This window comes from Exiguobacterium sp. s50 (genome assembly GCF_018618175.1).
GTDB lineage: Bacteria > Bacillota > Bacilli > Exiguobacteriales > Exiguobacteriaceae > Exiguobacterium > Exiguobacterium chiriqhucha.
In genome coordinates this window covers 1-25,534 of sequence record NZ_JACSLP010000016.1, presented here as the reverse complement: position 1 = coordinate 25,534, position 25,534 = coordinate 1, and the positions used below count along the sequence as shown (strand labels likewise).

General features: G+C 41.8%; 22 protein-coding genes and 6 pseudogenes. 20 read left to right on the top strand and 8 right to left on the bottom strand.

Annotation, left to right across the window (positions count from 1 at the left end; translation table 11 throughout):
* Positions 1-400 precede the first annotated feature (400 nt).
* Positions 401-784 (top strand): hypothetical protein, encoded by a 384-nt coding sequence (locus KNP68_RS14640; protein ID WP_029595509.1) that lies wholly within the window; start codon positions 401-403, stop codon positions 782-784.
* A gap of 195 nt (positions 785-979) precedes the next feature.
* Positions 980-1,108, top strand: a pseudogene (locus tag KNP68_RS14635) (ATP-binding protein); the annotation flags it as partial.
* 378 nt (positions 1,109-1,486) lie between these two features.
* Here KNP68_RS14635 and KNP68_RS14630 read toward each other — a convergent pair.
* The 3 genes from KNP68_RS14630 to KNP68_RS14620 form a co-directional block, all read right to left on the bottom strand.
* Positions 1,487-1,879 carry a FixH family protein gene (locus tag KNP68_RS14630; protein WP_029336184.1) on the bottom strand — a complete coding sequence of 131 codons (393 nt, stop codon included), beginning with the start codon at positions 1,877-1,879 and terminating at the stop codon, positions 1,487-1,489.
* Between the two features lie 770 nt (positions 1,880-2,649).
* A complete protein-coding gene (locus KNP68_RS14625; RefSeq protein WP_214800032.1) occupies positions 2,650-3,987 on the bottom strand; it encodes a murein hydrolase activator EnvC family protein in 1,338 nt (445 codons plus the stop codon).
* 307 nt (positions 3,988-4,294) lie between these two features.
* A complete protein-coding gene (locus tag KNP68_RS14620) occupies positions 4,295-5,836 on the bottom strand; it encodes an N-acetylmuramoyl-L-alanine amidase (RefSeq protein ID WP_081828362.1) in 1,542 nt (513 codons plus the stop codon).
* Positions 5,837-6,220: 384 nt separating this feature from the next.
* Here KNP68_RS14620 and KNP68_RS14615 point away from each other — a divergent pair, with 384 nt between their 5' ends.
* The 7 genes and pseudogenes from KNP68_RS14615 to KNP68_RS14585 all read left to right on the top strand — a co-directional run bounded on the left by KNP68_RS14615 (position 6,221) and on the right by KNP68_RS14585 (position 12,263).
* Positions 6,221-6,895, top strand: a complete 675-nt coding sequence (locus tag KNP68_RS14615) for a thioredoxin domain-containing protein (RefSeq protein ID WP_029336180.1) — start codon at positions 6,221-6,223, stop codon at positions 6,893-6,895.
* Entirely contained in the window at positions 6,892-7,311 is a 420-nt protein-coding gene (locus KNP68_RS14610; RefSeq protein WP_029336179.1) for a disulfide oxidoreductase, read from the top strand. The genes KNP68_RS14615 and KNP68_RS14610 overlap by 4 nt, the downstream gene beginning before the upstream one ends.
* A gap of 429 nt (positions 7,312-7,740) precedes the next feature.
* The gene (locus tag KNP68_RS14605; protein WP_029336177.1) at positions 7,741-8,079 is read left to right on the top strand and encodes an ArsR/SmtB family transcription factor; all 339 of its coding nucleotides are present in this window, start codon (positions 7,741-7,743) and stop codon (positions 8,077-8,079) included.
* Between the two features lie 23 nt (positions 8,080-8,102).
* Entirely contained in the window at positions 8,103-9,044 is a 942-nt protein-coding gene (locus KNP68_RS14600; RefSeq protein WP_029336176.1) for a cation diffusion facilitator family transporter, read from the top strand.
* A gap of 124 nt (positions 9,045-9,168) precedes the next feature.
* Positions 9,169-9,984: a ZIP family metal transporter gene (locus KNP68_RS14595; protein ID WP_029336175.1), complete on the top strand. Its 816-nt coding sequence runs from the start codon at positions 9,169-9,171 to the stop codon at positions 9,982-9,984.
* A gap of 321 nt (positions 9,985-10,305) precedes the next feature.
* A pseudogene (locus KNP68_RS14590) lies at positions 10,306-11,199 on the top strand (arsenic resistance protein).
* A 212-nt stretch (positions 11,200-11,411) separates the two neighbouring features.
* A complete protein-coding gene (locus KNP68_RS14585) occupies positions 11,412-12,263 on the top strand; it encodes a cation diffusion facilitator family transporter (protein WP_029336174.1) in 852 nt (283 codons plus the stop codon).
* Positions 12,264-12,760: 497 nt separating this feature from the next.
* Here KNP68_RS14585 and KNP68_RS14580 read toward each other — a convergent pair.
* Positions 12,761-13,885 (bottom strand): annotated as a pseudogene (locus tag KNP68_RS14580) (heavy metal translocating P-type ATPase); the annotation flags it as partial.
* Between KNP68_RS14580 and KNP68_RS14575 the strand changes: the two are divergent.
* From KNP68_RS14575 to KNP68_RS14565, 3 genes and pseudogenes are all read left to right on the top strand, one after another.
* A pseudogene (locus KNP68_RS14575) lies at positions 13,877-14,673 on the top strand (IS3 family transposase); the annotation flags it as partial. The pseudogenes KNP68_RS14580 and KNP68_RS14575 sit on opposite strands and share 9 nt — an antisense overlap.
* 59 nt (positions 14,674-14,732) lie before the next feature.
* Positions 14,733-15,119, top strand: a pseudogene (locus KNP68_RS14570) (DUF6036 family nucleotidyltransferase); the annotation flags it as partial.
* Positions 15,120-15,151: 32 nt separating this feature from the next.
* Positions 15,152-15,502, top strand: a complete 351-nt coding sequence (locus KNP68_RS14565; RefSeq protein WP_029336171.1) for a hypothetical protein — start codon at positions 15,152-15,154, stop codon at positions 15,500-15,502.
* A gap of 188 nt (positions 15,503-15,690) precedes the next feature.
* Here the strand turns inward: KNP68_RS14565 and KNP68_RS14560 are convergent, their stop codons facing one another.
* Positions 15,691-16,437 carry a hypothetical protein gene (locus KNP68_RS14560; protein ID WP_029336170.1) on the bottom strand — a complete coding sequence of 249 codons (747 nt, stop codon included), beginning with the start codon at positions 16,435-16,437 and terminating at the stop codon, positions 15,691-15,693.
* Between the two features lie 426 nt (positions 16,438-16,863).
* Here KNP68_RS14560 and KNP68_RS15355 point away from each other — a divergent pair, with 426 nt between their 5' ends.
* From KNP68_RS15355 to KNP68_RS14520, 8 genes are all read left to right on the top strand, one after another.
* A complete protein-coding gene (locus KNP68_RS15355) occupies positions 16,864-17,037 on the top strand; it encodes a thioredoxin family protein (RefSeq protein WP_082665801.1) in 174 nt (57 codons plus the stop codon).
* A gap of 112 nt (positions 17,038-17,149) precedes the next feature.
* Complete coding sequence (locus KNP68_RS14550; protein ID WP_029336169.1) at positions 17,150-17,608, top strand: CopY/TcrY family copper transport repressor; 459 nt, start codon at positions 17,150-17,152, stop codon at positions 17,606-17,608.
* A gap of 45 nt (positions 17,609-17,653) precedes the next feature.
* Positions 17,654-17,869: a heavy-metal-associated domain-containing protein gene (locus tag KNP68_RS14545; RefSeq protein WP_029336168.1), complete on the top strand. Its 216-nt coding sequence runs from the start codon at positions 17,654-17,656 to the stop codon at positions 17,867-17,869.
* 18 nt (positions 17,870-17,887) lie between these two features.
* A complete protein-coding gene (locus tag KNP68_RS14540) occupies positions 17,888-20,347 on the top strand; it encodes a heavy metal translocating P-type ATPase (protein ID WP_214756879.1) in 2,460 nt (819 codons plus the stop codon).
* A gap of 14 nt (positions 20,348-20,361) precedes the next feature.
* Entirely contained in the window at positions 20,362-20,637 is a 276-nt protein-coding gene (locus tag KNP68_RS14535) for a glutaredoxin family protein (protein ID WP_029336165.1), read from the top strand.
* Positions 20,638-20,779: 142 nt separating this feature from the next.
* Complete coding sequence (locus KNP68_RS14530; protein WP_051627724.1) at positions 20,780-21,022, top strand: heavy-metal-associated domain-containing protein; 243 nt, start codon at positions 20,780-20,782, stop codon at positions 21,020-21,022.
* Between the two features lie 50 nt (positions 21,023-21,072).
* Complete coding sequence (locus KNP68_RS14525; RefSeq protein ID WP_235420268.1) at positions 21,073-21,750, top strand: hypothetical protein; 678 nt, start codon at positions 21,073-21,075, stop codon at positions 21,748-21,750.
* A 79-nt stretch (positions 21,751-21,829) separates the two neighbouring features.
* A complete protein-coding gene (locus KNP68_RS14520) occupies positions 21,830-23,251 on the top strand; it encodes an MATE family efflux transporter (RefSeq protein ID WP_128124340.1) in 1,422 nt (473 codons plus the stop codon).
* Between the two features lie 227 nt (positions 23,252-23,478).
* On the opposite strand, the pseudogene KNP68_RS14515 reads toward KNP68_RS14520, so the two are convergent.
* From KNP68_RS14515 to KNP68_RS14505, 3 genes and pseudogenes are all read right to left on the bottom strand, one after another.
* Positions 23,479-24,333 (bottom strand): annotated as a pseudogene (locus KNP68_RS14515) (PRD domain-containing protein).
* Between the two features lie 19 nt (positions 24,334-24,352).
* Entirely contained in the window at positions 24,353-24,883 is a 531-nt protein-coding gene (locus KNP68_RS14510) for a family 1 glycosylhydrolase (protein WP_214800030.1), read from the bottom strand.
* A partial coding sequence (locus KNP68_RS14505) for a family 1 glycosylhydrolase (protein ID WP_214800028.1) occupies positions 24,855-25,534 on the bottom strand: 680 nt, incomplete at its 5' end. The genes KNP68_RS14510 and KNP68_RS14505, both read right to left, overlap by 29 nt.

Below are 25,534 nucleotides of genomic sequence, written 5' to 3'. Positions count from 1 at the left end.
TGGCAAGTCCTTTTTCTTTTCTAAAATAGGAGTGCAGAGTTGTGTACGTTTCCGTTGCACACTTCTGCACTCCTATTTTGCATTACACACTTCGACGCCTTCCTGACCGGCTCCAAGAAGATTTTGACGACTTAAAACTTGTGAGCATGGATCTTCTTTGTGATGTGAAGGAAGGAGAACGCTTGACCCACCTCACCGTCTTTTTCAATACCAATATGATTCGACGGAATCGTCGTACATAAGAACAAAAATATTTGTATACATGTATACATGTAGATTTGTATACGCGTATACATGTATACATTTTTTAAAGTCGTCATTTCTGTAGTTTCATGAACAAGGACTGAACTGGCTCTGGACGGGGAATCGTTCTATAGCGAAGCGGAAGGGGGGAGACGTGATGGATGAGGGGCTGCTTGATGACTATGCGTTCGCTGGATTGGATCCGTTCGTCCGGACGGTGTTCTCGGAACTGATGGAACATCCCGAATGGATGCGTGTCGTCGACAGGGAACATTGCGTCGAGAAGGTCGTCCGGTTCGATGACGGACGGAACTCGCCTTACTTCCGGGTGCTGATCTATCTGGATGCAGAAGAGCGTCCGATCAAGAAAGTGTATCTATACGGGACATGGGTGGTGGCGGATGGAGAAGTCAGCTTCGTCGTCTCAGAGCTATCCAAGGGTGTATTCGAATATGAAGTGATGCATGTCCATTGGCTCATCAAGTATCGGTTCGAGGATTGGGGCGTGTCTGAAGACGGGGCATGGGAGAAGGAATGGTGATCCGGGCTCATGCGTGAGCGTCTAACGCCAGGAGGCGAAGTCGCTCATCGCACCGCTGCCCCCCTGACGGCCCGATAACAAGAGCTGCTGGCTCACCGCCGCATCTCTATGTTCCTGGCCCTTTCTAACGGGAGGCACGGAGCGTAAGGGCAACGTCAAAAGCAAGAGCGTGGGCGCGTCTAACGCCACGCGGAGTGGCATTCGAATCTAGGACAGGCCCAAATCGCGGACGCAATTCTCGACAGGATCGTACACGACTCCTATAAAATCCTGGTCGATGGCGAAACCTCAATGAGGGAACACCACGGGCTAGGGATAAGCTAAGATCTTGGCCATCGATGAGTCGATGGCCTTTTTCTTCATATTGACTCGCTCAGTCGTCCGCACTAGTGGCTCTCTGTATCCGCAATACTCAGCAGGACAAAAAACGCATCCTTCGAGTTTTTGAGGATGCGTTTGAGCAATGTGACTCTATTTGACTCGCGTTTATATTCCTACATATAAGCATACAACTGATGGTAGTTTCCAAGGTGGAGCGACGGAATGGACGTATCAGACATTGGAGCGGAAAGGATATATCATAAAATTGGTATTTTTCGAGCATATATCACAAGGTTGATGTTGTCGCGCGATTCAATAAAAACGAGTTTTTTCATCATGGATTAGCTCGTCTATATTATTAATTGTAATAATTAAAATTTATTATTTTACTAATATTTCGTTTTTGGGCATAGAATGATAGCTTCTTGCTGTCGTATGTGAATATATAAAGTATTTACCGGGCTCTTCAAAAATATAAGAAATTACATACAGTCCGTCTTGTTGATAATTGGCTTCAATTTTTTCGTGTTGGCTTTCCTCTTGGCCTTCTTTCCATATCTCGAATTCAACTTTATCCGCATCGTCTACTTTCTCGTTTCCTTGAGAAACAGTTGCTATAAGTTCAATAACTTCGTTTGCTTTTACTATTTCAGGATCTGTTTTAAATTGTACATCAATTAATTCTGGAATCACTTCAGGTCCATTATTGCTTACTGTACTTCCACAACCAGATAATACTAACAAAACAATCAACAGTGAAAAAAACCTTGCCATCTTTTTTCTCTCCTTTAAACGATTTAATATTAACATACACGAAAATGTGATGTATTGATTATTACATTAAAAGTGACCTGATCATGCAATCTTATTAGCTATCGAGCATAGACCCCATGTCACTTTTAAGGTTCAAGACTTTATAGAGCGTCGTATGCTCGATTGGTTTACTTTTCTATATAAAAAATAAAGAAATGTACATTTTATATATTAAGTTCAATTTTATATATTAAGTTCAAAAGATATTAATTGAACTTAATCCAAAAAGTTGGATCATGAAATAGATCATCTGGTGACTTCGACAACCTAGGTTTGAATTTGGACCTTCATATCCGTAAATTTATCATCGACCGTTAGACACGGCCTTAGTAACCTAAGGTTCGTCTCGACGTATATTGCCAGTTGAAGGTCATCAAAGGAGAGAAGAGTCTGTACTTCAAGATTGAATCGATTAAAGATTGTCTACCCATCCATATCGTTTTTAATATCTACATAGTGAATGTGTATGTCGCACCTGAGATTGTATTCCCCAGGCACTCGTAGGGGGGTGGGGGCACGAACGAAAGCTCATCCTAACTTTCTGAAGTTTTTCTTGCGAGTCAGTTAGCGTTTGGTCACCGAGACTTTAAAAGCTTTCGGACATAAAAATCGCCCCATAAAAATTAGATTATCAGGTCCAACTTTTACGGGGCATCTAATATTCTGTGGTCTAAATATTAAGTGATTTACTGAAGTAATTATATAGTGTTAAACAATTTCGCCTCTGAAATTCAGAAAAATTGGGATGGGTTGACTGTATTCCCTGCACTTGTAGCTGAGTACGAATAGTTTCCTCGATGGACTTCAAAGTGTAAATGAGAACCGGTCGAATTTCCGGTACTCCCCATCGCACCGATGTTCTGTCCTCGGGTCACACGTTGTCCGGCGGAAACGGACAATGAGCTCATGTGAGCATAAAGGGTAGTCCAAACTTGACCGCCTATGACATGCGTAATGATGACATGATTTCCATAAGGTCCACCCCAGCCTGCTCGAGTTACAGTTCCTGTTTGAGCAGCCATAATAGGAGTTCCTACTGGTCCAGCTGTATCTAGTGCATTATGGAAGCTGTAGCCATTGACCCCGCCTGCTGGACCCCATCCTTGGGTTACGATACCTGAGGTTGGACGTTGAAAAACTCCGCCACTTGTTGGAGAAGCGAGTGAATCCGTAGTCTTTGAAGTGTTTACCACTTTCTCAGAGTTTGGTGATTTTTCGAGAGAGGCTTTATTCTCGCTGATTTCATTTTTTTCGGCACTTTTTGCTTCTGCAGCTTTACGCGCAGCCTCTTTGGTACGAATTTTAGCTTGTTCTTCAAGCCTTTGGGCTTCAATCTCTGCTTGAATTGATTTTTCTTGTTCTTGAAGCGTCGATTCCATTTGTTGCAAGCTTACCAATTTAGATGTGAACTGGATTTTTTCGGCCTCTAATTTTTTTATTTGAGCAGCCCGCACTTTAATTTTGCCGTTCAATTTTTTCTGACTATTCTCTAGCTCTTCTTTTTGACTAATAAGCTTATCTTTTTCAGTGTCCAATTCAGCTTTAGCAATTTGAAGCTTATTTTTTGTTGATTGATATTCTTTGAAAAGTTCTTGATCATTTTCTTGAATCGTCCCTGCGGTGATCATGCGTGAAACCAGATCACCAAAGTCTTTTGAACCAAAAATAAATTCAGCCCAGTTTATAGAAGAACCACCGTTTTTTTGCATCGTGACCATGCGTTCTTCCATCAATGTCTTTTGAGAGCTCATTTTTTTCTGGAATTCTTTAATTTGAGTTTGAATCTGAGCAATTTTCTTTTGGGTTGTCCGAATTTCAGCCTTCTTCTGGGTGACCTCATTGATAATATCCTGTAACTCGGATTCCAAGTCATTCAGTTTCTGTTCTTCGAGTGTGATATCTTGTTCACGCTGCTGAATTGACGTATTAGCTTTACGTTGCTCTGTAGAATTTTGCGCTTGCTTCTGCTGGATATTTTTTTGTTTTTCAGTCAAGTTTAAAGCGTAAGAAGGGGATGCGCTTTGAACTAACATAACACCAAGTAAAGTTGAAGCTATAATTTTTTTCATGGTAAACAATGTTGTTGCCTCCGTAACTTATCTCTATTATAAAAAATGCGTTGCTGGATAAAAGTATTCGTATCATGATTAAAACTCGAACCGGAATCATTGTATCAATATTACTTCACCATCTATATTTCTATTTCTTTTCATTTCTATGTCAGTTGTTCTTTTGAGTTTATTGTCATTCGAGTATATCAAGAGAAATACTTATAATGCCATTTTGATGAGGAAATGAATGATGACCACTGAATTTAGGACATTTTGTCTCAAATTCAGTGGTCAAATCGTTTGTTAGTATTTGTTTGGTGTTTATTTAGTAGTAACTCTTCATAAATTTATCAATTCCTTTGGCGGTTGCTTTGATCATGTTACTTCCCGACATATAGGAGCGATCTACTGAGTTAGCAATAAAGCCATATTCGATGAGAGTAGAAGGTACCGTGTTTCTTCCTACCACATAGACATCTTGTCGCTTAACGCCTCGATTTTTAAAATCTGGAACGTTCATGGCGATTTCTTGATTAATTACTTCACCTAATCTGCGGCTAGCGTTCGCATATGGATTTGTGGTGTACGCGCTAGAAGTAGGGACGAGTGCTTCATGACCTGTAGCGAAAGAAGGTGAAGAATTAATGTGGACGCTTATGAAAGCGTCAGCATCAAGCCTTTCTGATAGATTGGTCCGCTCAACAAGTGACAAGTATCTATCATTTGAGCGCGTTAGTTTCACTTCATAAAGCTCATAGTTTTTCTTTAGTTCGTCGGCCACACGATTAGCAATGTTTAGGGTGAGTACTTTTTCTTGAACTGTACCGTTTGAAGTCACTGCACCAGCATCTCCCCCACCGTGTCCAGCGTCAATTAAAATCACGTGTTTGTTAGCTGGAATCACCGGTGATTTTATAGGAGTTTTTCCGGTAAATGGTTGCACAAAACCAGATGATACGTAACCGACTTGATTGTTATATCGCACCTTGTACCAACTGGCGCTTTTCGATATGACAGAAATCGAAGTGCCTGAGGGAATTGTTGTCAAAATAGATCCGTAACGACTCGCTTGGTTACGTAAATTAAGATTTTCGATAGTAATATATGTTGGATAAGTGGATAAAGAATCCCCCGGTGCCACTTGCACTATATAATGTCGAGCAGGTGTGAATCCTGTAATACCGTTATACATAACTTTTAACCAAGAACCCGTTGTGCCCGATTTTCCTAGTACAGTCACTTCAGTAGATGCTGGAATCGTAATAAGGACCTTTGAGTTCACTAAAGACATGCTTGAGCGAATCTCGGTCGTTTGCTTACTTCGTGACTTCATAGCCGAGGGCGATATGGTTACATACTGACTTGCCACATAGCCTTGAGTCCCATTGTATGATACTTTATACCAAGGGCCTGAGGCAGCATGGTACATTAGTGGGCTGGACTTTGGGATAGTCATTAAAACGGGTGATTTGACAGATGGGCCCTTACGCAGATTTAGTGAAGTTTTAGTTTTATATATTGTGTTTATTGAACTGACTGAATTTTTAGGTATAGGTTTTGGCGTCACGTACTTCGTTGAGACATAACCGATTTTTGAATTAAATGAAACTTTAAACCAGGATTTATCTTCTCCATATACACCTATCTTCTTAATGGTTTTTCCTTTTGGAATCGTCAAAAGGACTTTGCTTTTTGAAGAGAACGAGGAACGCAAATTCAAATTTTCAGTTGTTATGAATAGAGATTCCTCTGCATGTACGACGTTTAGGACGTTAACACTAGTTAAAAGCTTAAAGGGATAGAAAAAAGAAGTTAATAAAGCCAAGGAAATTACTAAGCTTATTCGAAATTTATGTTTAGACTTCATAATAGACTCCTCATATGTAGTTTTTTTGGTTGTAAAGACCCATGAATGGTTTTTTACTATCTGTATGGTACTTATCCTTTAAATATTAGTCATTCTATGCAACGATTATTGGCTTTCGTCTATCTACAGTTAAAAGTTTTCTTGCCCTGTTTTAAAATGCACTATTATTAAGGGGAATAGACGTATTTTAAGAAATAAATTGGCCCTCCTTTCATCTGCATAAAAGTTTAGTTGCATGAATGTGTTAGAATGTAACTTGTTTGACTCATAGATTTCGTTTTTAGAAGTCCATGGATTCAATGTTGAAAAACTAAGGATACTCTAGTATTTTTAGCTATAATTCTGATAAAAGAAATAACGAATTTATAAAAGAGGTGAATTGTTTTGAAAACTAATCAACTATTGACTATTTTTACATCCGTATTAGTAATTGCAGTCTTAGCTTTTTTATTTTTAAATGATCAAAGTTCCGAAAAATCAAAGACTAAAATTGTTCAAGATGAAAAGATATCAGTTAATAATCAACCTACAATAGGTAAAAAGGAAGCGCCGATATCAATTGTAGAATTCGGAGACTATAAATGCCCTTCGTGTAAAGAGTGGGGTGAAACAATCTATCCTCAACTTGTAAAAGATTACATTGAAAGTGGGAAAGCTTCCTTTAGTTACATTAATGTTTTGTTTCACGGAGATGAGTCCACTTTAGCTGCCCTTGCATCAGAATCTGTTTACAAAAATCACCCAGAATCATTTTGGCAATTTCACAAAGCTATTTATGAAGCTCAACCTGACGTTCAAATACACGATGATCCATGGGTTACGGTGGAGAAAATGGAAGAGATTGCGACGAAGACTGTCCCTTCTCTAGATTTAAATAAATTTAGAGAAGACCTATCAAGTCGTTCTTCTAGATTAGAATCAGTTAAAATGGATGCGGCGCTCGTAGAAAAATACAATGTTACGCTGACCCCGACGATTGCAGTTAATGGGGTCATCCTTGAAAATCCATTCGACTATACCTCTATAAAAAAACAAATTGAAAAGGAGCTAACCCAATGAGCGCTTCAGTAATAAATCGATATGGACTGTACCTCGCCTGGGTTGTTTCAATTACTGCAGTACTTGGAAGTCTATATTTTAGCGAAATTCGTGGTTTTATACCTTGTGAACTCTGTTGGATTCAACGAATCTTTATGTACCCAATAGCTTTGATTCTTGCAATTGCAGTTTTCAGAGAAGATAGCTCAATCAAATTTTATGTTCTCCCTTTATCAATAATCGGATTCTGTATCTCTTTTTACCACTATCTTGTACAAAAGGTGCCCGGCTTTTCGGAAGTCAGACCATGTGAACAAGGAGTTTCCTGTAATGCACAGTACATTGACTGGATGGGTTTTATCACAATTCCGTTTTTAGCGTTGACCGCCTTTTTTCTGATTACAGTCATTCTTGGACGAATCAGTACCAAACAGTAGTTTTTGATTTGGATTTGAAAAATGAAGAACTAATTGTATCAAATTGGTATGCTTACTAAAAAACAGCTTTGATTTAGAAAAACATGAAAAGCTTTTTGAAGTTGGAAAATAGATTAGACAATACCCAGTAAATAATTCAATTGACGTTTTTCTTAAAACGTTAGTGTACTATATTGTTTTTTTGAAAAAGCGTGACTACCTATCGAGTATGAGATCTAACTAGCTCTCTAATAGGTAGTTTTTGTATGGCTAAAAATAAGAAATAATCGCAAAACCAGAGAAAGTATCTCAAATCTTCAAGTATGTAGAGCTGATAGAATAAATGTTTTTTAAATTAAGTGTTGACGGCACAGCAAAAGTTTAATAAGTTATACATGAACATATGAACATATTAACATGTATAGTTATCATGAGCGGAGGTACTGACTTATGGATGAACCGATTGAAGATACTACAGAAAATGAAATAGAAATAGGGGCGCAGATTGACGATGAGACTCTATTTATTGTATCTCAGACGTTCAAGGCACTTAGTGACCCGACAAGAATTAAAATATTAACCCTGCTATGCACAAAGGAACATTCGGTCAACGGAATAGCTGATCTTCTTAACTTAAGTCAATCAAACGTGTCTCATCAGCTACGTTTTTTAAAAAATCTTCGACTTGTCAAGTTTAGAAGAGAAGGAACTACTCTATTTTATTCAGAAGATGATCACCATGTCATGAACTTACTAAGACAGGCGATTGAGCATGCGAAACACCACTAAATATAGTAAGGAGAGTTAATCTTATGGCACATAATCATGCACATGATCATTCTCATACCTCTAACAAAAAGATTTTGATCATTTCATTCTTTATTATTTCGGCATACATGGTTGTAGAGGCGATTGGAGGGTACCTTACAAATAGCTTAGCACTTTTAGCGGACGCAGGTCACATGCTTAGTGATGCGGCTTCGCTCGCTATTGCATTACTTGCCTTTAAATTAGGTGAACAAATAGCGAACAATCGTAAAACGTTCGGATATAGACGCTTCGAGATTCTAGCAGCTGTTTTAAACGGGGTCACACTCATACTGATTTCCATATATATCTTTTATGAGGCCATCAATCGATTTATTCAACCACCTGAGGTCGCATCCGTAGGAATGTTAATTGTTAGCAGTATTGGCCTTGCTATAAACCTTCTTGTTGGATGGATTATGTTAAGAGGTGCAGACGTAGAACATAATTTGAATATGCGAGGTGCTTATCTACATGTTGTAAGCGATACGTTGGGTTCAGTCGGTGCAATACTGGCAGCGCTTCTTATCATGGCATTTGGATGGAACTGGGCAGATCCGCTCGCAGGAATCATTGTAGCGGGACTTGTTTTACGAAGTGGTTACTTCGTGACGAAATCCGGATTGAACGTATTAATGGAAGGTGCACCACAAAACGTTGATGTCGAAAAGGTTCTTCAAGTCATTCACAACAAGGAGGGGGTACGGAGTATACACGACTTTCATCTTTGGAGTATCACAAGTGGAATGAATGCACTCTCATGTCATGTTGTCGTTGATGGTAATTTACAAATCTATGACAGTGAGAATCTACTTCAAGAAATTGAACACGATTTAGCACATCTGAACGTTCAACACTCTACGATTCAATTCGAAACTCTTTCTCATCCTCACAGCGATGAATTGCTTTGCAAACTGAAGGTAGGGGAAGTAGTACATCAACATTAAAAAAATCACCTGTTGAGTAGGATTGACAATCAAGAGGAGGAGACAGCAATGCTGATTTTGGATAATAGTTACTTAATTTTGAGCATGTATAGAAACTCGATTTTTGGCAACGGAGTTTTGATAGATGATTGAATATATTTCTTCGTTAGAACCCCTTACTCAAGCATTGCTGGGTACTTTATTCACTTGGGGGATGACGGCGCTTGGTGCCGCGTTAGTGTTTATGACAAAATCAATGAATCAAAAGCTAATGGATGGGATGCTCGGTTTTGCTGGAGGAGTAATGATTGCCGCTAGTTTTTGGTCATTACTCTCACCTGCAATTGAGATGGCGGAACAAGATTCTCTTCCGGCGTGGTTACCAGCTGCAATCGGTTTCTTACTTGGAGGATTCTTTTTATCAGGTGTTGATAAAGTGATTCCACATCTGCATCCCACTTCACCGATGGATGAGGCTGAGGGTATAAACCCTAAGAAGAGAAAGCGGAGCACGTTACTGGTGTTAGCAATAACATTGCATAATATTCCAGAGGGACTTGCCATAGGCGTTGCATTTGGAGCAGTTGCAGCAGGATTCCCTTCATCATCAATCACGGGAGCTATCGCGCTGGCAATCGGAATCGGCATACAAAATTTCCCTGAGGGTGCTGCTGTGTCAATGCCATTGAGACGAGATGGATTATCTCGTCGTAAAAGTTTTTTCTATGGCCAGTTATCTGGTATGGTTGAACCGTTCGCGGCGTTGGTAGGAGTAGTAGCAGTACTCATAATGGAGCCTTTACTTCCGTTTGCGCTAAGCTTTGCTGCAGGAGCAATGATTTTTGTTGTAGTGGAGGAGGTAGTCCCAGGATCTCAAGAAAATGGAAACAAGGACTTGGCTTCTGTTTGTTTAATGTTTGGCTTTACAATCATGATGATTTTAGATGTGGCTTTAGGCTAAAATAATTATTTTTTTAATGGTTATCACTTTATTTTTTGACTGATATATATTCAAGATACTAACTATATTCGGAAGTGTAAATAATGAGCCGTAATTATATTTACTTTCAGTCGGTATTTTTACTGTTGGATAAATAAAAATACTAGAAGAAAAAATATAAAACCTCTTGCCCTGGCAATTAAAATCGTGGAGTTATCTATTTCATTCTGAAATTTCCTGAAAATTTTGGGGGTGATTTTGATAGAGAAGGAAAGCAAATTCGGAATTCAAGTGCTAGAGAAGGTGGAAGCCCACCAAGTCAGTATATACATCATTTTTTTGATGTTGGCAGTAATCTTTGGTCTATTGAATACAGAAGCTGTATATCTCGATATTTTTATTTCTCCCCTTTTAGGAGTTTTGATGTATGGGATGTTCGTTCAAATTCCGTTTCTGAAATCGAATGGATCTGCTACAAACATGAGGTTTGTGGTAGCTCTTTTATTAGGAAATTTTGTTGCCGTTCCTTTAATAGTTTAGGTTTTGGTTATCATATTTCTTCAAGATTCATCACTAATGCTGGGGGTGTATTTGGTGTTGTTAACACCGTGCATCGACTATGTGATTGTTTTTACAAAGATGGGAAAGGGAAACGAATCAATATTGTTAAAAGTAACACCGATTCTTTTAATTTTACAGACGATACTCTTACCCATATATTTATTCGTATTATTAGGAGAAAAGGCTATTAGTATCGTTAGGATGGGTCCATTTCTAGATGCATTTCTATTTTTGATTTTTATACCGCTTCTATTAGCGATAATGACACAATTGTGTTCTAAAAAGAGTTCTTTAGGTAATCGTATCATGAAAATGCCGCCATGGATTCCCGTTCCATTTATGTCTTTTGTACTTTTTGTGGTAGTTGCCTCTCAAATTAGGGAAGTGTATAGTGACCTCGGGACATTAATAGATGTAATACCAGTTTATATTTTATTTCTACTTATCATACCATGGGTGTCAAAGTCCCTTGGTAAGTTGTTCAAACTAGATATTGCTTCAAGAAGAGCAATTACATTTAGTATGGGAACAAGGAATTCACTTGTAGTTCTTCCATTAGCATCTATATTACCAGAGCCCCTATCAACACAAGTAGCTGTAGTGATCATTTTACAGACCGTTACCGAATTGTTCGGAGAAGTCTTATATATAAAATTAGTGCCTAAATGGTTCTAACAAATTAGATACATGTATTTAATTTCGCTTTCAAAAATTACGTCCTTCGATTGTTTATTAAAATATTAAGAACTGCGCTTAAGTTCTCAAGTATGCGTTGTTTACAATCAATAGGCAAAGAAATTTATTATATTGCAGAACGCTAGAGACCAGTATTATTCTAACAACTAACCTTTTTAAGGATGGACTACCAAGTGAGGAGAGATCGAACAATGGCGAGTACTGATAAGGCATCAAAAAATATCAAACTAGCATTTATAATTAATCTTGTTTTCTCGATTGGTGAATTTATCGGGGGATTTTTGATTAATAGTGTTGCAATCATGTCGGACGCCATTCACGATTTAGGTGATGCTCTTGCATTGGGCCTGTCCTGGTTCTTACAAAAATTTTCGAACAAAAAACCCGATCATAACTTCACTTTTGGATATAATCGTTTTTCCCTTTTAGGAGCATTAATAAATGCGACAATATTAATAATTGGATCTGTATATATTTTTACTCAAGCAATTCCTCTACTGTTTGAACCGGAGCATTCTAATGCACAAGGAATGATTTGGTTTGCAATTTTTGGTGTGCTTTTAAATGGTTTTGCGGCATTCCGTCTACACAAAGGAAAATCAGTAAATGAGGGAGTACTATCTTGGCACCTTTTAGAAGATGTTTTAGGTTGGATTGCCGTTCTTGTAGTAGGGATAGTTTTACTCTTCAAGGATATACATATACTTGACCCCATCCTATCAATTGCTATTGCGTTGTTTATATTAGTGAATGTGTTTCGTAATTTAGTTAAAACAATGAAAATACTTTTAGGTGCTGTCCCTGATGGTATTGACATCGATGAGGTGAAGCAAAAGATTGAAGGTATTGAAGAAGTGATTTCTGTTCAAAACCTATATGTCTGGTCAATTGATGGCGAAGATAACGCCATGAATTTACACTTAATAGTAGAAGAGATGAATCTAAAGGATTCAACTATTGTTAAACAAAAAGTCAAAGAAGTGACTTCAAAACTAGATATTAAACATTCTACAATAGAGTTAGAATCAAAAAAACACAACTAAAGAAATAAGTCATCCTTGCACCAAATCCACACTGAGGTTCGACATATGAGTAAAAATTCTATACTTCATACCGTCTGATACCAATAAATACTTTTCTACGTGCAAGGAAACTGAATATCGAATGAGGGTATATTTAGAAACCCCCTCATTCGTTTTTTTTTTGAACACTATCGAAATTTCGTCTCTTAAAATAGGATGTATTCGAATGAATGAATGATTCCAAAACGAACGTTCAAATATTTAGATTTAATTGTCATAGTTTAGTAGACCTATCGACCGGATTTTCTTTCCATACTTCGGAGAATATTCCGGTCAATGAATAAGGTTCGGCCTCGATTAAAACTGTCTGATGATAAAAAAGCTGACAATGAAACCTAAAAAGATGACTCGGGAACAATACCGAAGTCATCTTAAAGCCGTCTTAAAAAACAGAGATCATTTATTTTTATCATACCCAGTACAAATTCGAGGATATAAAAATGAATATTTTTGTTTTTTTATTCTTTGACATTCATCAGTCTTAAACTGTTCAGTGCTACCAGAAGAGTTGCCCCCATATCGGACATAATAGCTATCCATAGGGTGAGCCAGCCCGGGATGACCAAGAGTAATGCAATCGCTTTGATACTGATAGCGAACGCGATGTTCACTTTGATAATATTTAGGGATTTTCGGCTCAATTTTATCGTAAACGGTAGTTTGCTCAAATCGTCGCCCATCAGGGCGACATCTGCTGTTTCCAAAGCGGTATCCGTTCCAGCACCACCCATGGCAATTCCAACAGTAGAGGCAGCGAGTGCCGGAGCGTCATTTACGCCGTCCCCGACCATCGCGACATTGTCGTACTCAGCTCGCAAGCGTTTAATGACATTTAATTTATCCTCTGGCATCAATTCTGCCTGGATTTCGTTGACGCCAACTTGCTGGCCGATAGCTTTGCCTGTCCCTTTGTTGTCACCCGTCAGCATAATTGTCTTTTTAATACCCATATCATGTAGTTTCCGGATGATTTCTTTGCTGGATTCCCGGACTTCGTCGGCTACGGCGATAACCGCCAATATGCTTTGTTTCGTTCCGATAATCATCGAAGTCTTACCTTGCTGTTGCAGAGCCGTTACGGTTTGGTCCAGATTATTATCAATACTTTCAACACCTAGCTCGTTAAAGAGAAGCGGGCTTCCGATAAAGTAGGTGGTGCCGTCTATCGTTCCTTTAATGCCTTTTCCTGTGATGGAAGAGAAGTCCTCAACTCTGATAGAGGTGTAAGGTATGTTTTCCTCGTCCGCTTTTTTCATGATGGCAGAGGCCAACGGATGCTGAGAACGATATTCCAATGCCGTCACGATAGAAAGCAGTTCTCTCTCGTTTACCTGCTTGTTCGTGATTTTAAAGTCTGTGACGACAGGTACACCTTTGGTCAGGGTACCGGTTTTGTCAAATGCAATAGCTTTCAGCGCGCCCATTTCTTCCAGGTATACGCCGCCTTTAATCAAGACCCCTTTTTTGGCAGCATTACCGATGGCGGAAACAATCGAAATCGGCGTCGAAATGACTAAGGCACACGGGCAACCCACTACTAGAACCGCCAATCCTTGATAGACCCAGGTTTCCCAGCTGGCATCTCACGTGCGGCCTATTACAAATGGTTGAACCGCACCGTATCGGTGCGTCAAGAAGAGAACGAGAAGCTCCTGGAGGACATTCGTCTACTCTATGACCAGGCGAACCGTACATACGGCTACCGTCGGGTCACGATGACAATCAATCGGCTACGCAGGCAACAAGGTCTGTCCACGTTCAATGAAAAGCAAGTCTATCGCCTGATGCATATCCATGGGATCCAATCGATCATCCGCGGGAAGCGGAAGAGACATAAGAAGTCGATGCCACAGCATGTGGCCGAGAATCTGATGAACCGAGAGTTCAGCGCGTCCCGACCGGACGAGAAATGGTGCACCGACGTCACCGAGTTTAAATATGGTGCCGGGAAAAAGGCATACCTGAGCGCAATCATCGACCTGTACGACGGCTCGATCGTCGCCTATCGCATCGGAAAGTCCAACAACAACGTTCTCGTCTTCCAGACGATGATGCCAGCCATCACGGGGCTCCGCACAGGAGCGCGTCCGATGATCCATAGCGCCAATATACCTCGAGAGGGTTCAAACGCATGGTGGAAGACGCGGGACTGACCCACAGCATGTCCCGGGTCGGACGTTGCATCGACAACGCCCCGATCGAGAGCTTTTGGAGTACCCTGAAAGTCGAGATGTACTACCTGCGTGAGTTTCAGGCCTATAGCGAACTCACATCGGCCATCGAGACCTACATATCGTTCTACAACCATGACCGTTTCCAGAAACGGCTAAACGGCTTGAGCCCTGTCGAATACAGGTCTAAAGCCGCCTAGTTCGGTTTTCATTATTTGCCCTGTCTACTTGACGGGGGGCAGTTCAGTATCGTCCGACGCGAGATATTGATATTCGCGTGACGGAGGGCGTCGTGACACCTGAATTGAAAGAGGCGCTTCATGAATATGAAATTGAAATTGTCGAAGGGGTGATTCAGTTCCCACCCCGTGAAGACTTTAGGGAAAATGAATTCCGGCATAAGATTGAAGGGCTGTTCGAGGCGATTGATGTGTATATCCCCGACATTGAACTTTTAGCATGTACCAAGATTTTCTCCTCTCGCCAAAAGGATCTAGAGGATCTCGAAAAAACGAATCTATTGGCACTTTGCGATAAAGATAAACTTCTCGACCTTGTAGAGGAATACAAAGCAAACATGACGTGGGACGATCCATTTTGTAACGTGCATGACTTGAGTCGAATTTTTCAGAAAAAGGGTATATAATAAATCAAAAGAAGAGTAGAGGAGGGTGACCGATGTCAGACAGTAATCATGTACTTCTGCAAAGCGAGCTAGCGGATGAACTGAATCGTATGCAGGCAGGCGGGACAAGCTATCGCTTAGAGACGGCTCAATTGGCCCTGGCATTAAGTCGTCATGTATCGGTCCCTGAATCGCTACGTGACCGAGAAATGGCTCGCCAGTATGTTCGATCTTCACTGCATGATTTACAGGACGACCGGGCAGAGGATGTGGCAAAAATGCTTAGTATGGCAGCACGGCGTGCCTACAACACTCCTGAAAATACGTTCTCGGTAGATATGAAAGTGAAATTAGAAGAAAAGCGTAATCGATTCAAGGTGCGTGGATTGCAGGTGAAATCTTAATTGGACCAAGCGGAGTCATTCTTTATACTCTCATGAGGTTATGATTCTACGTGTGAATGAAGCATCTTTGGTCAAGTCATTGAACATGTATCAGACGATTTCTTCAAACCGTTAAATACTTTGTTTGTAATAAACATAAGGGTACTAGATTCAGTCACTGGTTGACTCAACCTAGTACCCTTTTCGTATCATTGTTTATTTTGTTGGGTGCTCCGCTCACGCAGGACCGCGAGCTCGACCTGTTCCTGTAACCGGTTCTCAAATGTCTCTTTCTCTCGACGGAGGAGCTGGACTTCTAAGTGCAGTTTCTGGTTCTCTTCTTCAAGCTGGTCAAGACGGCGTGTACGAGCTTTTAAGTCGTCGACAGCGTCCATAAGACTTTGATTTTGCCGATAGAGCTGGCTACGTTCATCTTCTAGCTTTTTCATGTCTCCTTCTAGATGAAAAACTGTTTTTTTCTGCTCTTTTAGTTCTTCTTTGTTAGACACACGTTCTGTTTCCAATGCGTCTTCAACGATTCTCTTTTCAGCGATTAGTTGGTTGATTTGATCTTGTAATTGAGTGAGTGCAATTTCATGTGACGACACCTTTCGCTCATACTCCTCTTGGAGTCGTTCAGCTTCTGCAATTACGCTTTGTTCAAGGTCATGAATGGTATTTTTATATCGCGCGTTGATTCGCTCATGTTCTTTTTGTTGCGTTTCTAGTCGAGTGGCTCGTTCATTGAACAGGGCAAGCACTTGATTCAGTGCTGCTTCGAGTGATTCGTTCTCCTTGACGACTAAGGGGTCCGGTGACTGTTTATCGGCCAATGATATTAATTGCTCGAATAATTGGTTGGTTGATATTTGACGTTGCTCCATTAAACGCTGAATATGTTCTTTCACTTCTTGTGACACGCGGAATGACGTCACCTTGGTCTCGTTTGATTCCAATTCTAATCCCTCATTTGGTTATTATTTTGTATACAGCATATGTAGTTCCTATATTTAAATCATATAAATACAAGTTGTTATAAAAAAGAGTCACTCATAAACTGGCACTTTGTGGTGTAGGAAGGTATACATTTCGACGTCGAAATGTATACCTTCCTACACTTTTTACTTATGAGAATGTCTCAATAGTAAGCTAGTAGTCGAATCATCTATTTAATCCTAGCGACTAAGCAACAAAACGCTTAAGACAATTCCTACTTTGTTTTATTACATCATATAAGAGATGACAGTAGTTAACAATTTAAAGCTGTATGAGGTCAAAATAAAAAACATACAAAATGAACACGAATATATAGATTGACAAATAACGTTTACATTCGTAAACTCAAATCGACTACAAATGTAAACGAAAAGAGAGGAGAAAAAATGCTTTCGAAATTTCAATTATCTGATTTGCAAATGGTTAATCACTCTACGCAGCCTGTAGTCTTAAAGTTCACCGCCGATTGGTGCCCGGGATGCCGTCAGCTCGCACTACTATTTGAAAGCGTTGCTGAAGGATATCCAGATGCGTTTTCTAGACAAGAATATAGCCAATGAAGACTGAATAGCGAACCCAAAAACATAATGGTTGACAGTCGACGTTTACGAATGTAAACTGAAAACAAATAAAACGTTTACGATTGTAAACTTAAAATTGGAGGTTAGACAAATGGCTGAACATGTCGAAAAACAAATCACGGATTCAGAATGGGAAGTCATGCGTGTCGTTTGGGCCCAAAAGCACGTGACCAGTAAAGAAATCATCGAGGTATTGGAAAAGAAGATGAGCTGGAAGCCTGCGACGACGAAGACATTCATTGGAAGGCTCGTGAAAAAAGGGATGCTCTCAACCGAGGCCGAGGGGAAGAAATTCATCTACTCCGCGAACGTCGTTGAAGGTGACGTCATCAGAGAGACGTTACACGATCTACTCGATCATATCTGTGACAGGGATGTCGGGAACACAATCGGAACGATGATCACACAGGCGACACTGAGTGTACAGGATATCGAGAATCTCAAAAAAATCCTTGAGATGAAGGAAAGTGAAGCGGTGGAGGACATTCCATGCACCTGTACCCCGGGTCAATGCAGATGTCAGGACCATTCTTGTGGATCCAGACATTGAGTTTGAAATGATGTCATGAATGTAGTGAATAGGAGGAGATTCAAGATGAAAAAAACGATTTTAACGATTAAAGGTATGTCATGCGCTCATTGTGTCAACAAAGTCGAGTCAGCACTTGAAGGTCTGAATGGGGTTGAAAGTGCGAAAGTCAACTTAAAGAAAGGCATTGCAAAAGTGAAGTACGATGAAACACGACTAGATGTGAATGAATTTAAAGAAGTTGTGGGCGAGGTCGGTTACGAAGTCGAATCAGCCCAATAATAATGGAGGTAAGACGATATGGAGAGTAAGACATTTGCCGTGGAAGGGATGACCTGTGCGTCCTGCGTTCAGACAGTTGAAAAAGCAACAAAAAAATTGCCTGGCGTAGTGACCTCCAACGTCAACCTAGCGACTGGGAAATTGAGCATTCATTACGATGAGACGAAAATCTCGCCGCTGGATATTCAGACGACCGTCGAGAAGGCTGGCTACAAGGCCTCAACCGAGACCGAGCAAAGATCATTTGTCATCACAGGGATGACTTGTGCCTCGTGTGTGCAGACGATTGAGAAGGCCACGAGGAAAATGGTGGGTGTGACTGAGTCGAATGTGAACTTGGCGACAGAAAAATTAGTTATTCGATATGATCCTCAGCTGGTGACTGTATCAGATGTCATCCGAGTGGTGGCAAACGCCGGATATGAGGCAAGAGAAGATCAAGAATCAGCGGATAGTCAAGATACCGAGAAAGAAAAGAAACTGAAAAAAATTCAATCGATGTGGAACCGATTTGTAGGGTCGGCGATTTTCACGATTCCATTACTCTATGTGGCGATGGGGCATATGATCGGCCTACCCCTACCGATGGCATTGCATCCAACGATGAACCCAGAATTGTTCGCTGTCTTGCAGCTCATGATGACCATCCCAGTGATGTTATTCGGATGGAAATTCTTCTCCGTCGGATTTAAGACATTGTTCCGAGGGCATCCGAATATGTATTCACTTGTCGCCCTAGGGACGAGCGCAGCCTTCTTCTATAGCGTCGGTGCCACCATGGCTATCCTCTCAGGTTATGAGGGATACGTGAATAGCCTCTACTATGAGACAGCCGCAGTCATTCTCACGCTGATCACATTAGGTAAATATCTTGAAGTCCGGTCGATGGGTAAAACATCCGAAGCGATTGAAAAATTGATGGGACTGGCACCTAAGACGGCAAAGGTCGTCCGCAACGGACAAGAGTTAGAAGTATCAATCGACGAAGTCATCGTCGGCGACACGATTATCGTAAAGCCTGGTGAGAAGATTCCGGTGGATGGCGTGGTTCTATCAGGTAATACGTCTGTAGACGAATCCATGCTGACCGGTGAAAGTATCCCTGTTGAAAAAAATGTGGGTGCTCAAGTCATCGGTGCCAGCATCAACAAGAACGGGATCATCCAATACCGAGCCACGAAAGTCGGTAAGGATACAGCGCTATCTCAAATCATCAAATTGGTCGAGGATGCACAGGGCTCTCGAGCTCCTATCGCAAAACTGGCCGATATCATCTCCGGATACTTTGTACCGATTGTCATCGTCGTCGCGATCCTTTCAGGAATTGCATGGTATTTAGGCGGTCAGACCGGCCTCTTCGCCTTGACGATCACGATTTCAGTACTGGTCATCGCCTGCCCTTGTGCACTAGGTTTGGCCACACCAACAGCAATCATGGTGGGTACGGGCAAAGGTGCTGAGAATGGTGTGTTGATCAAGAGTGGCGGCGCCTTGGAGACGACCCATAAAGTCCAGACGATCGTGTTCGACAAGACAGGGACGATCACTGAAGGAAAACCGAAAGTGACAGATATCGTGACAGTGAATGGACATCAAGAAGATGAGTTGTTACGCTTGACAGCTTCCGCTGAAAAAGGGTCTGAACATCCATTGGGCGAAGCAATCGTAAGAGCGGCAGAGGACAGAATGATGCGTGTCATGGATATCGATCGTTTTGAAGCCATCCCAGGGCACGGGATCGAAGTCCTGATCGACGGAAAAGTCTTGCTTGCCGGAAACAGAAAATTGATGAAAGACCGCGGCATCTCACTGGATGTCCTTGAAGGCGCTTCAGACAAACTCGCACACCAAGGCAAGACGCCGATGTATATCGCGATTGACCAACAAATCGCAGGGATCATCGCTGTCGCAGACACCGTCAAAGAAAACAGTCGTAAAGCCATTCAGAAACTTCAACGAATGGGTATCGAAGTAGCCATGATCACCGGAGACAACAAAGGTACGGCCATGGCGATTGCGAGACAGGTCGGGATCGATCGGGTACTGAGTGAAGTGTTACCTGAAGACAAAGCGAACGAAGTGAAGAAGTTACAGGCCGAAGGGAAGAAGGTCGCAATGGTCGGTGATGGAATCAATGACGCACCAGCCTTGGCCCAAGCAGACATCGGAATCGCGATCGGTTCGGGTACTGACGTTGCGATCGAATCTGCAGACATCGTCTTGATGCGAAGCGATTTGATGGATGTACCTACAGCTGTCGAATTGAGCAAGTCAACCATCCGCAATATTAAACAGAACCTGTTTTGGGCATTTGCCTATAATGTCATGTGTATCCCGTTTGCGATGGGGATTGTTTATCTACTTGGTGGGCCCTTATTGAACCCGATTCTTGCTGGAGCGGCCATGAGTTTAAGCTCAGTCTCGGTCCTGGTGAACGCACTCCGTTTGAAACGATTCCAGCCTTCGATGATCAAATAAAAGGAGGAATTGGGATGGATAGAGATCTACAGCTCGAACTTTACACGCGTCCGACGTGTTCAGATTGTCAGGATGCCAAAAAATACTTAAAAACAATCTCAGTCTCTTATGTGAACAAAGATGTGGGTGTGAACCTTGACCTTGAACAAGAAATGGTAGCGATATCAGGGAATCGAATCGTACCACTGTTTGTCTTCTACAAAAAAGGGATGCTCAGAAAAAGAAGAGTAGTGAAGTACTTTGTTGGCTTCGAGAACAACAAAGAAGAGATTCTAACATTGCTACGATAAGCAACGATAGCTCACTCTCAGAACCTGTTGAAAGCGTGTCGCGCAATGAGGGACACGAACATAAGGTGGCGAGGGTGTAAAAAAATCGATACTTTTACACCCTACCCATGTATGGTAATTAAATAATCAGGAGGAACATATAATGAAAAAATCAACATTTCAGGTAGCGGGTATGTCTTGTGGATCTTGTATCAATAAGATTGAAGGACACGTTGGAAAGTTAGCGGGTATTGAATCAGTGAAGGTCAATCTTTCGGCGGGAGAGGTGGACGTGACGTTCGATGAAAGCCAACTCACACTTTCTGAGATTGAAACCGCAATTCAAGAGACTGGCTACGAGGTAACGGAGGCGACCGTTAAAATCGGTTGTTCTTGCTGCAAGTAATGGAGGTCGAGTGACGGTGCGATCAAGGACTACACAAAGGAGTGTTAAACGTGAAAGACCATGGACATCATCATATGAAGAACTTGACGGGAAATGAAGTGTCTGTAGAAGCTAAATATGAATTCGGGAAAATCAGTATCGAGTTAAAGGATCAACATCAGCAAGCCCCGGAACTCGAAGTCAGCCATGAAAAGGAATTCCATTTGATTCTCGTGAACGAAGACCTAACTGAGTACCGACACCTCCATCCGTTTAAAAAGGGTGAGGGTCGATTCGAGCAACCCGTCCAACTTGAGGCAGGGGCGTATAAACTCTTCGTGGATATTCAGCCTAAGGGACTGGCATATCAAGTGAAGCCGGTTCACTTACAGATTGATCATCAGTCCTCTTCCTCTATCGAATCGTCACTTAAAGTGGATGAGCGTCTGACGAAGACGATCGAAGGTCATACCGTCGAGCTGTCGATTGACTCTTTAAAAGCGCATGTCCCGACTGTCTTCAGCTATGACACCAAAGAAAGTAACCCGGAGCCATACCTTGGAGCACTTGGTCATGTCGTCATCTTGGATGAAGCCGGAGAACAGTTTATCCATGTGCATCCTTCTTCTCATGATACGACGGAATTTGAGACGGTCTTCCATAAACCTGGCCTATACAAGGTCTGGGCCGAATTCCAGTTCCATGGGACTGTGCACACCTATCCTTTCGTCATTCGTGTCTCAGATTGACCATGAGCGACCCATGGTTCCTCGTTGGGTCGCTTTCCTGTAATCGTTGTAAGCATAATTTTCGAAGGAGAGGACTCAGATGATAGAAAGTGAGCGGCTGGACACTCATGGTGATCGAAAAACCAAGATGAAATTCATCCTTCTACTCGCGTTACCAGCGGTTGCCGAGAATTTTTTCCAAACGTTGCTCGGATTTGTCGATACGCTGTTCGTCTCAAGAATCGGCCTAGCAGAAGTGTCAGCGGTAGGAGTGACGAATGCCATCCTCGCCATCTACTTTGCTGTCTTTATGGCAATCGGTGTGGCAGTAAACGTTTATGTCGCCAATAACTTAGGTGCAGAACGAATCGAGCGCGCGAGACATATCGCGCAGCAGGCCATCGTCCTATCTGTCGTGGTCGGGGTGACCTTTGGGGTCGTGACGCTATTTTTCGCTGAGCCTCTCCTGCGGTTGATGGGGGTGGAGAATGACGTTTTAGAAGCTGGTAGCACCTACTTCAAAATTGTCGGGATCCCATCGATCGTGATGGCATTGATGTTTGTGCTCAGTAGTATCTTACGAGGTGCGGGAGATACAAAATCACCGATGAAGGTGAGCATCGTCATCAATGTCGTCAATATTGTGCTCGACTATATGTTGATTTTCGGTTTTTGGATCATCCCCGAACTTGGTCTCGTCGGAGCGGCACTCGCGACCGTCATCGCCCGGCTCGTCGGGACGCTCTTATTGATGAACTATATTCGTAAGACGGAAGTGATCGCCTTCAGGAAAGATTTCTGGAGACCGGATCTCGAACACCAGTTGGAGCTCGTGAACCTTGGAAGCCCGGCGGCTATCGAGCGATTGGTCATGAGAGCCGGACAGATCGTGTATTTCGGATTCATCGTGGTACTCGGGACGAACACCTTCGCCGCGCATCAAATTGCAGGGAATCTAGAGGTGTTCTCTTATATGTTGGCATATGGTTTCGCGACAGCAGCAACCATTCTCGTCGGTCGCAACATCGGAGCGGGAGACCACGAGACCGCCAAAGAATATGCCAGATTGAGCACGTTCATGGCGATGGGCTTCATGTCCTTATTCGGGGTCGTCTTATTCTTCTTCGGAGGATGGGCAGGTTCACTTTTCACCGACGATCCCCAAGTCATCAAAGACATCGATGTCGCGTTAAAAATAGCAGCGGTCTTCCAGCCTTTCCTAGCAGTCGTCCTTGTATTGACCGGTGGATTCCAAGGAGCGAACAATACGAAGTTTCCAATGTATCTGACCACGATCGGTATGTGGGTGATCCGGACTGGGGCAGTATATGTATTGGCGATTCAGATGCAGATGGGCATTGCAGGAGTGTGGATCGCCATCGGTCTAGACATCGTCTTTAAGGCGATCGTCCTTTGGATTCAATTCAGCCGAGGGCGTTGGATTGTAGTGGAATCCGAACCGCAGAAGCCCTGTCATCCCAAAACCAAGCATGAAGACGTGCGATGTATAAATAATTATTAACACTTGACTGAAATTGTAGGAAAGAGCAAAGTTGTTCTTTCCTTTTATCTTTTCTGAAAAAGTTATTAAAGGAGCCCGTCACGCCGATCTAAAGAAATCGAATCAGTGGTGAAAAACACACATATGTCATGCGGCCTATAGCTGCTCGATTATAAAAAATGGATATTTTTTTGTTCAATATAGAAAAAACCTGGTCTTCGTCAAAAAGAACCAGGTAATTAAAAAAGTTATTGTTTATTCAAATCCATATTAGTTGTCAGTCGATGAATATGAACGGCTAGATAAGCTAGTTCCTCATTAGGAATTGTCACACCGTGCAACTGTTTAAGGTAGTCCCGTACTTTGAATGAACCATTCATGGCCTTTGCGTAGATGTTCGCAATCTGTTCAAATAGTTGATCGGATTCTTCATTCAATATTTTTCCAGCATAAAAGCGTTCAGCGAAATATTTCACATGTGTGATGAATCATGAATAATGAATATCTTCTTCATCGGTTTCAATATTGTAAGCATATCGAATAAGGTTCACAATACTCCCAATCATCTTGGCGTAGCGCATGCCATCACGTGTTTCTTCTCTTTCTCCTTGCGCGTTGATAATATGAAAAGCAATATTGGCTGCCTCTTTAATAGGCAGTTCGATTTTAAATCGTTCATTCATGAGATTAACCGCATAACTTCCAATCTTGAATTCCTGTGGATAATAGTTTCGAATTTCCCAAAATACTCGGTTGCTGATAGTAATACCTTTATAATAACGTTTTACCGCAAAGTGAAGGTGGTCTGTCAGTGTTAAAAAGATACCGGCATTGAGCTTTGTAGCTAGCTTTTCCTCAGCATATGCAACGATTTCTCGAGTGAACTCGACGAATTCAGGAGGAATTTCAGTCACCAGTCCTATGAACTCTTTAATACGGACATCGTCAGCGGGTATGAACATTTGGGAGGCTTCAGGTGGAGCGACAACATTTCCGATTTTCTGCCCGAAACCAATTCCTTTTCCAATTAAAATGTACTCAAGCTTTGATTTGTCCTCGACAATCACGACACTTGAATTTAATACTTTTTTGATACGAATCATTCCATACCTCCGTCTTAATTCAAGTCAGATCATCTCCATTTGAAGCTATGACTTTTTTATACCAGTAGAACGAATCTTTTTTAATCCGTTCTAGGGTCCCGTTCCCTTCGTCGTCCAAGTCTACATAGATGAACCCATACCGTTTCTTCATTTCTCCCGTACTGGCTGCAATCAGATCGATTGGACCCCATGCCATATAGCCAAGTAACGGAACCCCGTCAATCGCGACTGCTTTTTTCATTTCTTCGATATGACTCCGAAGATAGGCGATACGATAGTCATCATGTACTTTCTTGTCCGGCGTGAGCGTGTCAACGGCCCCAAGACCGTTTTCAACAATCATAAGTGGTAACTGATATCGATCATACAAGTAATTTAAGGAATAGCGTAAACCTTTCGGATCGATACTCCATCCCCATTCACTTTGCTCCACATGCTGGTTTTTATAGCCTGTCTTCACGCCATTCAAACCAGAGAATTCGAGAGGCGACTCCTTGACGATAACGTGAGTTAAGTAATAGCTATATGAAATAAAAATAAACAGGACCACGATACAATGTATCGGCGTCTCCTTCTTCAAACGGCAAAGAGATATTCTCGCGCTCTAATTCTTTTTTAATGTAGTTCGGATATTTGCCACGACAAAGTACTTCACAGTAGTACTGCATTTTATGCATGAATTCCTCAGTTCGTTGGACGTCATCTGGGTCTGGGGAGTTTGGATATGCGAAGTGGCCATTATACATCATCCCCACTTTGTTCTCTGAATCAATTTCATGGGCAAGTGTCACGGCTTTGGCATTCGCCAACATCTGATGGAATGCACCGATAAACTGTGATTCTTTCGTTGAAGAAGGGATTCCTCCCCCCATCCATGGTTTTGTCGACATGACATTGATTTCATTAAAAGGAATCCAATATCGGACTTTACCTTTATATCGAGTAAACATGGTTTCGCAGTAGTGAAGGAAGAAGTCGACCACATCACGATGAAGCCAGGGGCCATATTTCTGTAATCCTAGCGGAGTCTCGAAATGAAGAGAATCATGAAGAAGCACCATCTCCAGTGTCGGATCAAACCCAAACGAAAATGGAAGTCTCAGGGTGAGAGTATCGTCATCGCCCCTGACCTTCTCAAGCGAGACTTCACTGCCAGTAGACCGAATAAGAAGTGGGTGACGGACATCACCTACATCCAATA

Coding starts and splice junctions, on each gene's coding strand:
- KNP68_RS14640 (WP_029595509.1), top strand. CDS start 401: ATGGATGAGGGGCTGCTTGATGACTATGCGTTCGCTGGATTGGATCCG.
- KNP68_RS14630 (WP_029336184.1), bottom strand. CDS start 1,879: ATGGCAAGGTTTTTTTCACTGTTGATTGTTTTGTTAGTATTATCTGGT.
- KNP68_RS14625 (WP_214800032.1), bottom strand. CDS start 3,987: ATGAAAAAAATTATAGCTTCAACTTTACTTGGTGTTATGTTAGTTCAA.
- KNP68_RS14620 (WP_081828362.1), bottom strand. CDS start 5,836: ATGAAGTCTAAACATAAATTTCGAATAAGCTTAGTAATTTCCTTGGCT.
- KNP68_RS14610 (WP_029336179.1), top strand. CDS start 6,892: ATGAGCGCTTCAGTAATAAATCGATATGGACTGTACCTCGCCTGGGTT.
- KNP68_RS14605 (WP_029336177.1), top strand. CDS start 7,741: ATGGATGAACCGATTGAAGATACTACAGAAAATGAAATAGAAATAGGG.
- KNP68_RS14600 (WP_029336176.1), top strand. CDS start 8,103: ATGGCACATAATCATGCACATGATCATTCTCATACCTCTAACAAAAAG.
- KNP68_RS14595 (WP_029336175.1), top strand. CDS start 9,169: ATGATTGAATATATTTCTTCGTTAGAACCCCTTACTCAAGCATTGCTG.
- KNP68_RS14585 (WP_029336174.1), top strand. CDS start 11,412: ATGGCGAGTACTGATAAGGCATCAAAAAATATCAAACTAGCATTTATA.
- KNP68_RS14565 (WP_029336171.1), top strand. CDS start 15,152: ATGTCAGACAGTAATCATGTACTTCTGCAAAGCGAGCTAGCGGATGAA.
- KNP68_RS15355 (WP_082665801.1), top strand. CDS start 16,864: ATGCTTTCGAAATTTCAATTATCTGATTTGCAAATGGTTAATCACTCT.
- KNP68_RS14550 (WP_029336169.1), top strand. CDS start 17,150: ATGGCTGAACATGTCGAAAAACAAATCACGGATTCAGAATGGGAAGTC.
- KNP68_RS14545 (WP_029336168.1), top strand. CDS start 17,654: ATGAAAAAAACGATTTTAACGATTAAAGGTATGTCATGCGCTCATTGT.
- KNP68_RS14540 (WP_214756879.1), top strand. CDS start 17,888: ATGGAGAGTAAGACATTTGCCGTGGAAGGGATGACCTGTGCGTCCTGC.
- KNP68_RS14535 (WP_029336165.1), top strand. CDS start 20,362: ATGGATAGAGATCTACAGCTCGAACTTTACACGCGTCCGACGTGTTCA.
- KNP68_RS14530 (WP_051627724.1), top strand. CDS start 20,780: ATGAAAAAATCAACATTTCAGGTAGCGGGTATGTCTTGTGGATCTTGT.
- KNP68_RS14520 (WP_128124340.1), top strand. CDS start 21,830: ATGATAGAAAGTGAGCGGCTGGACACTCATGGTGATCGAAAAACCAAG.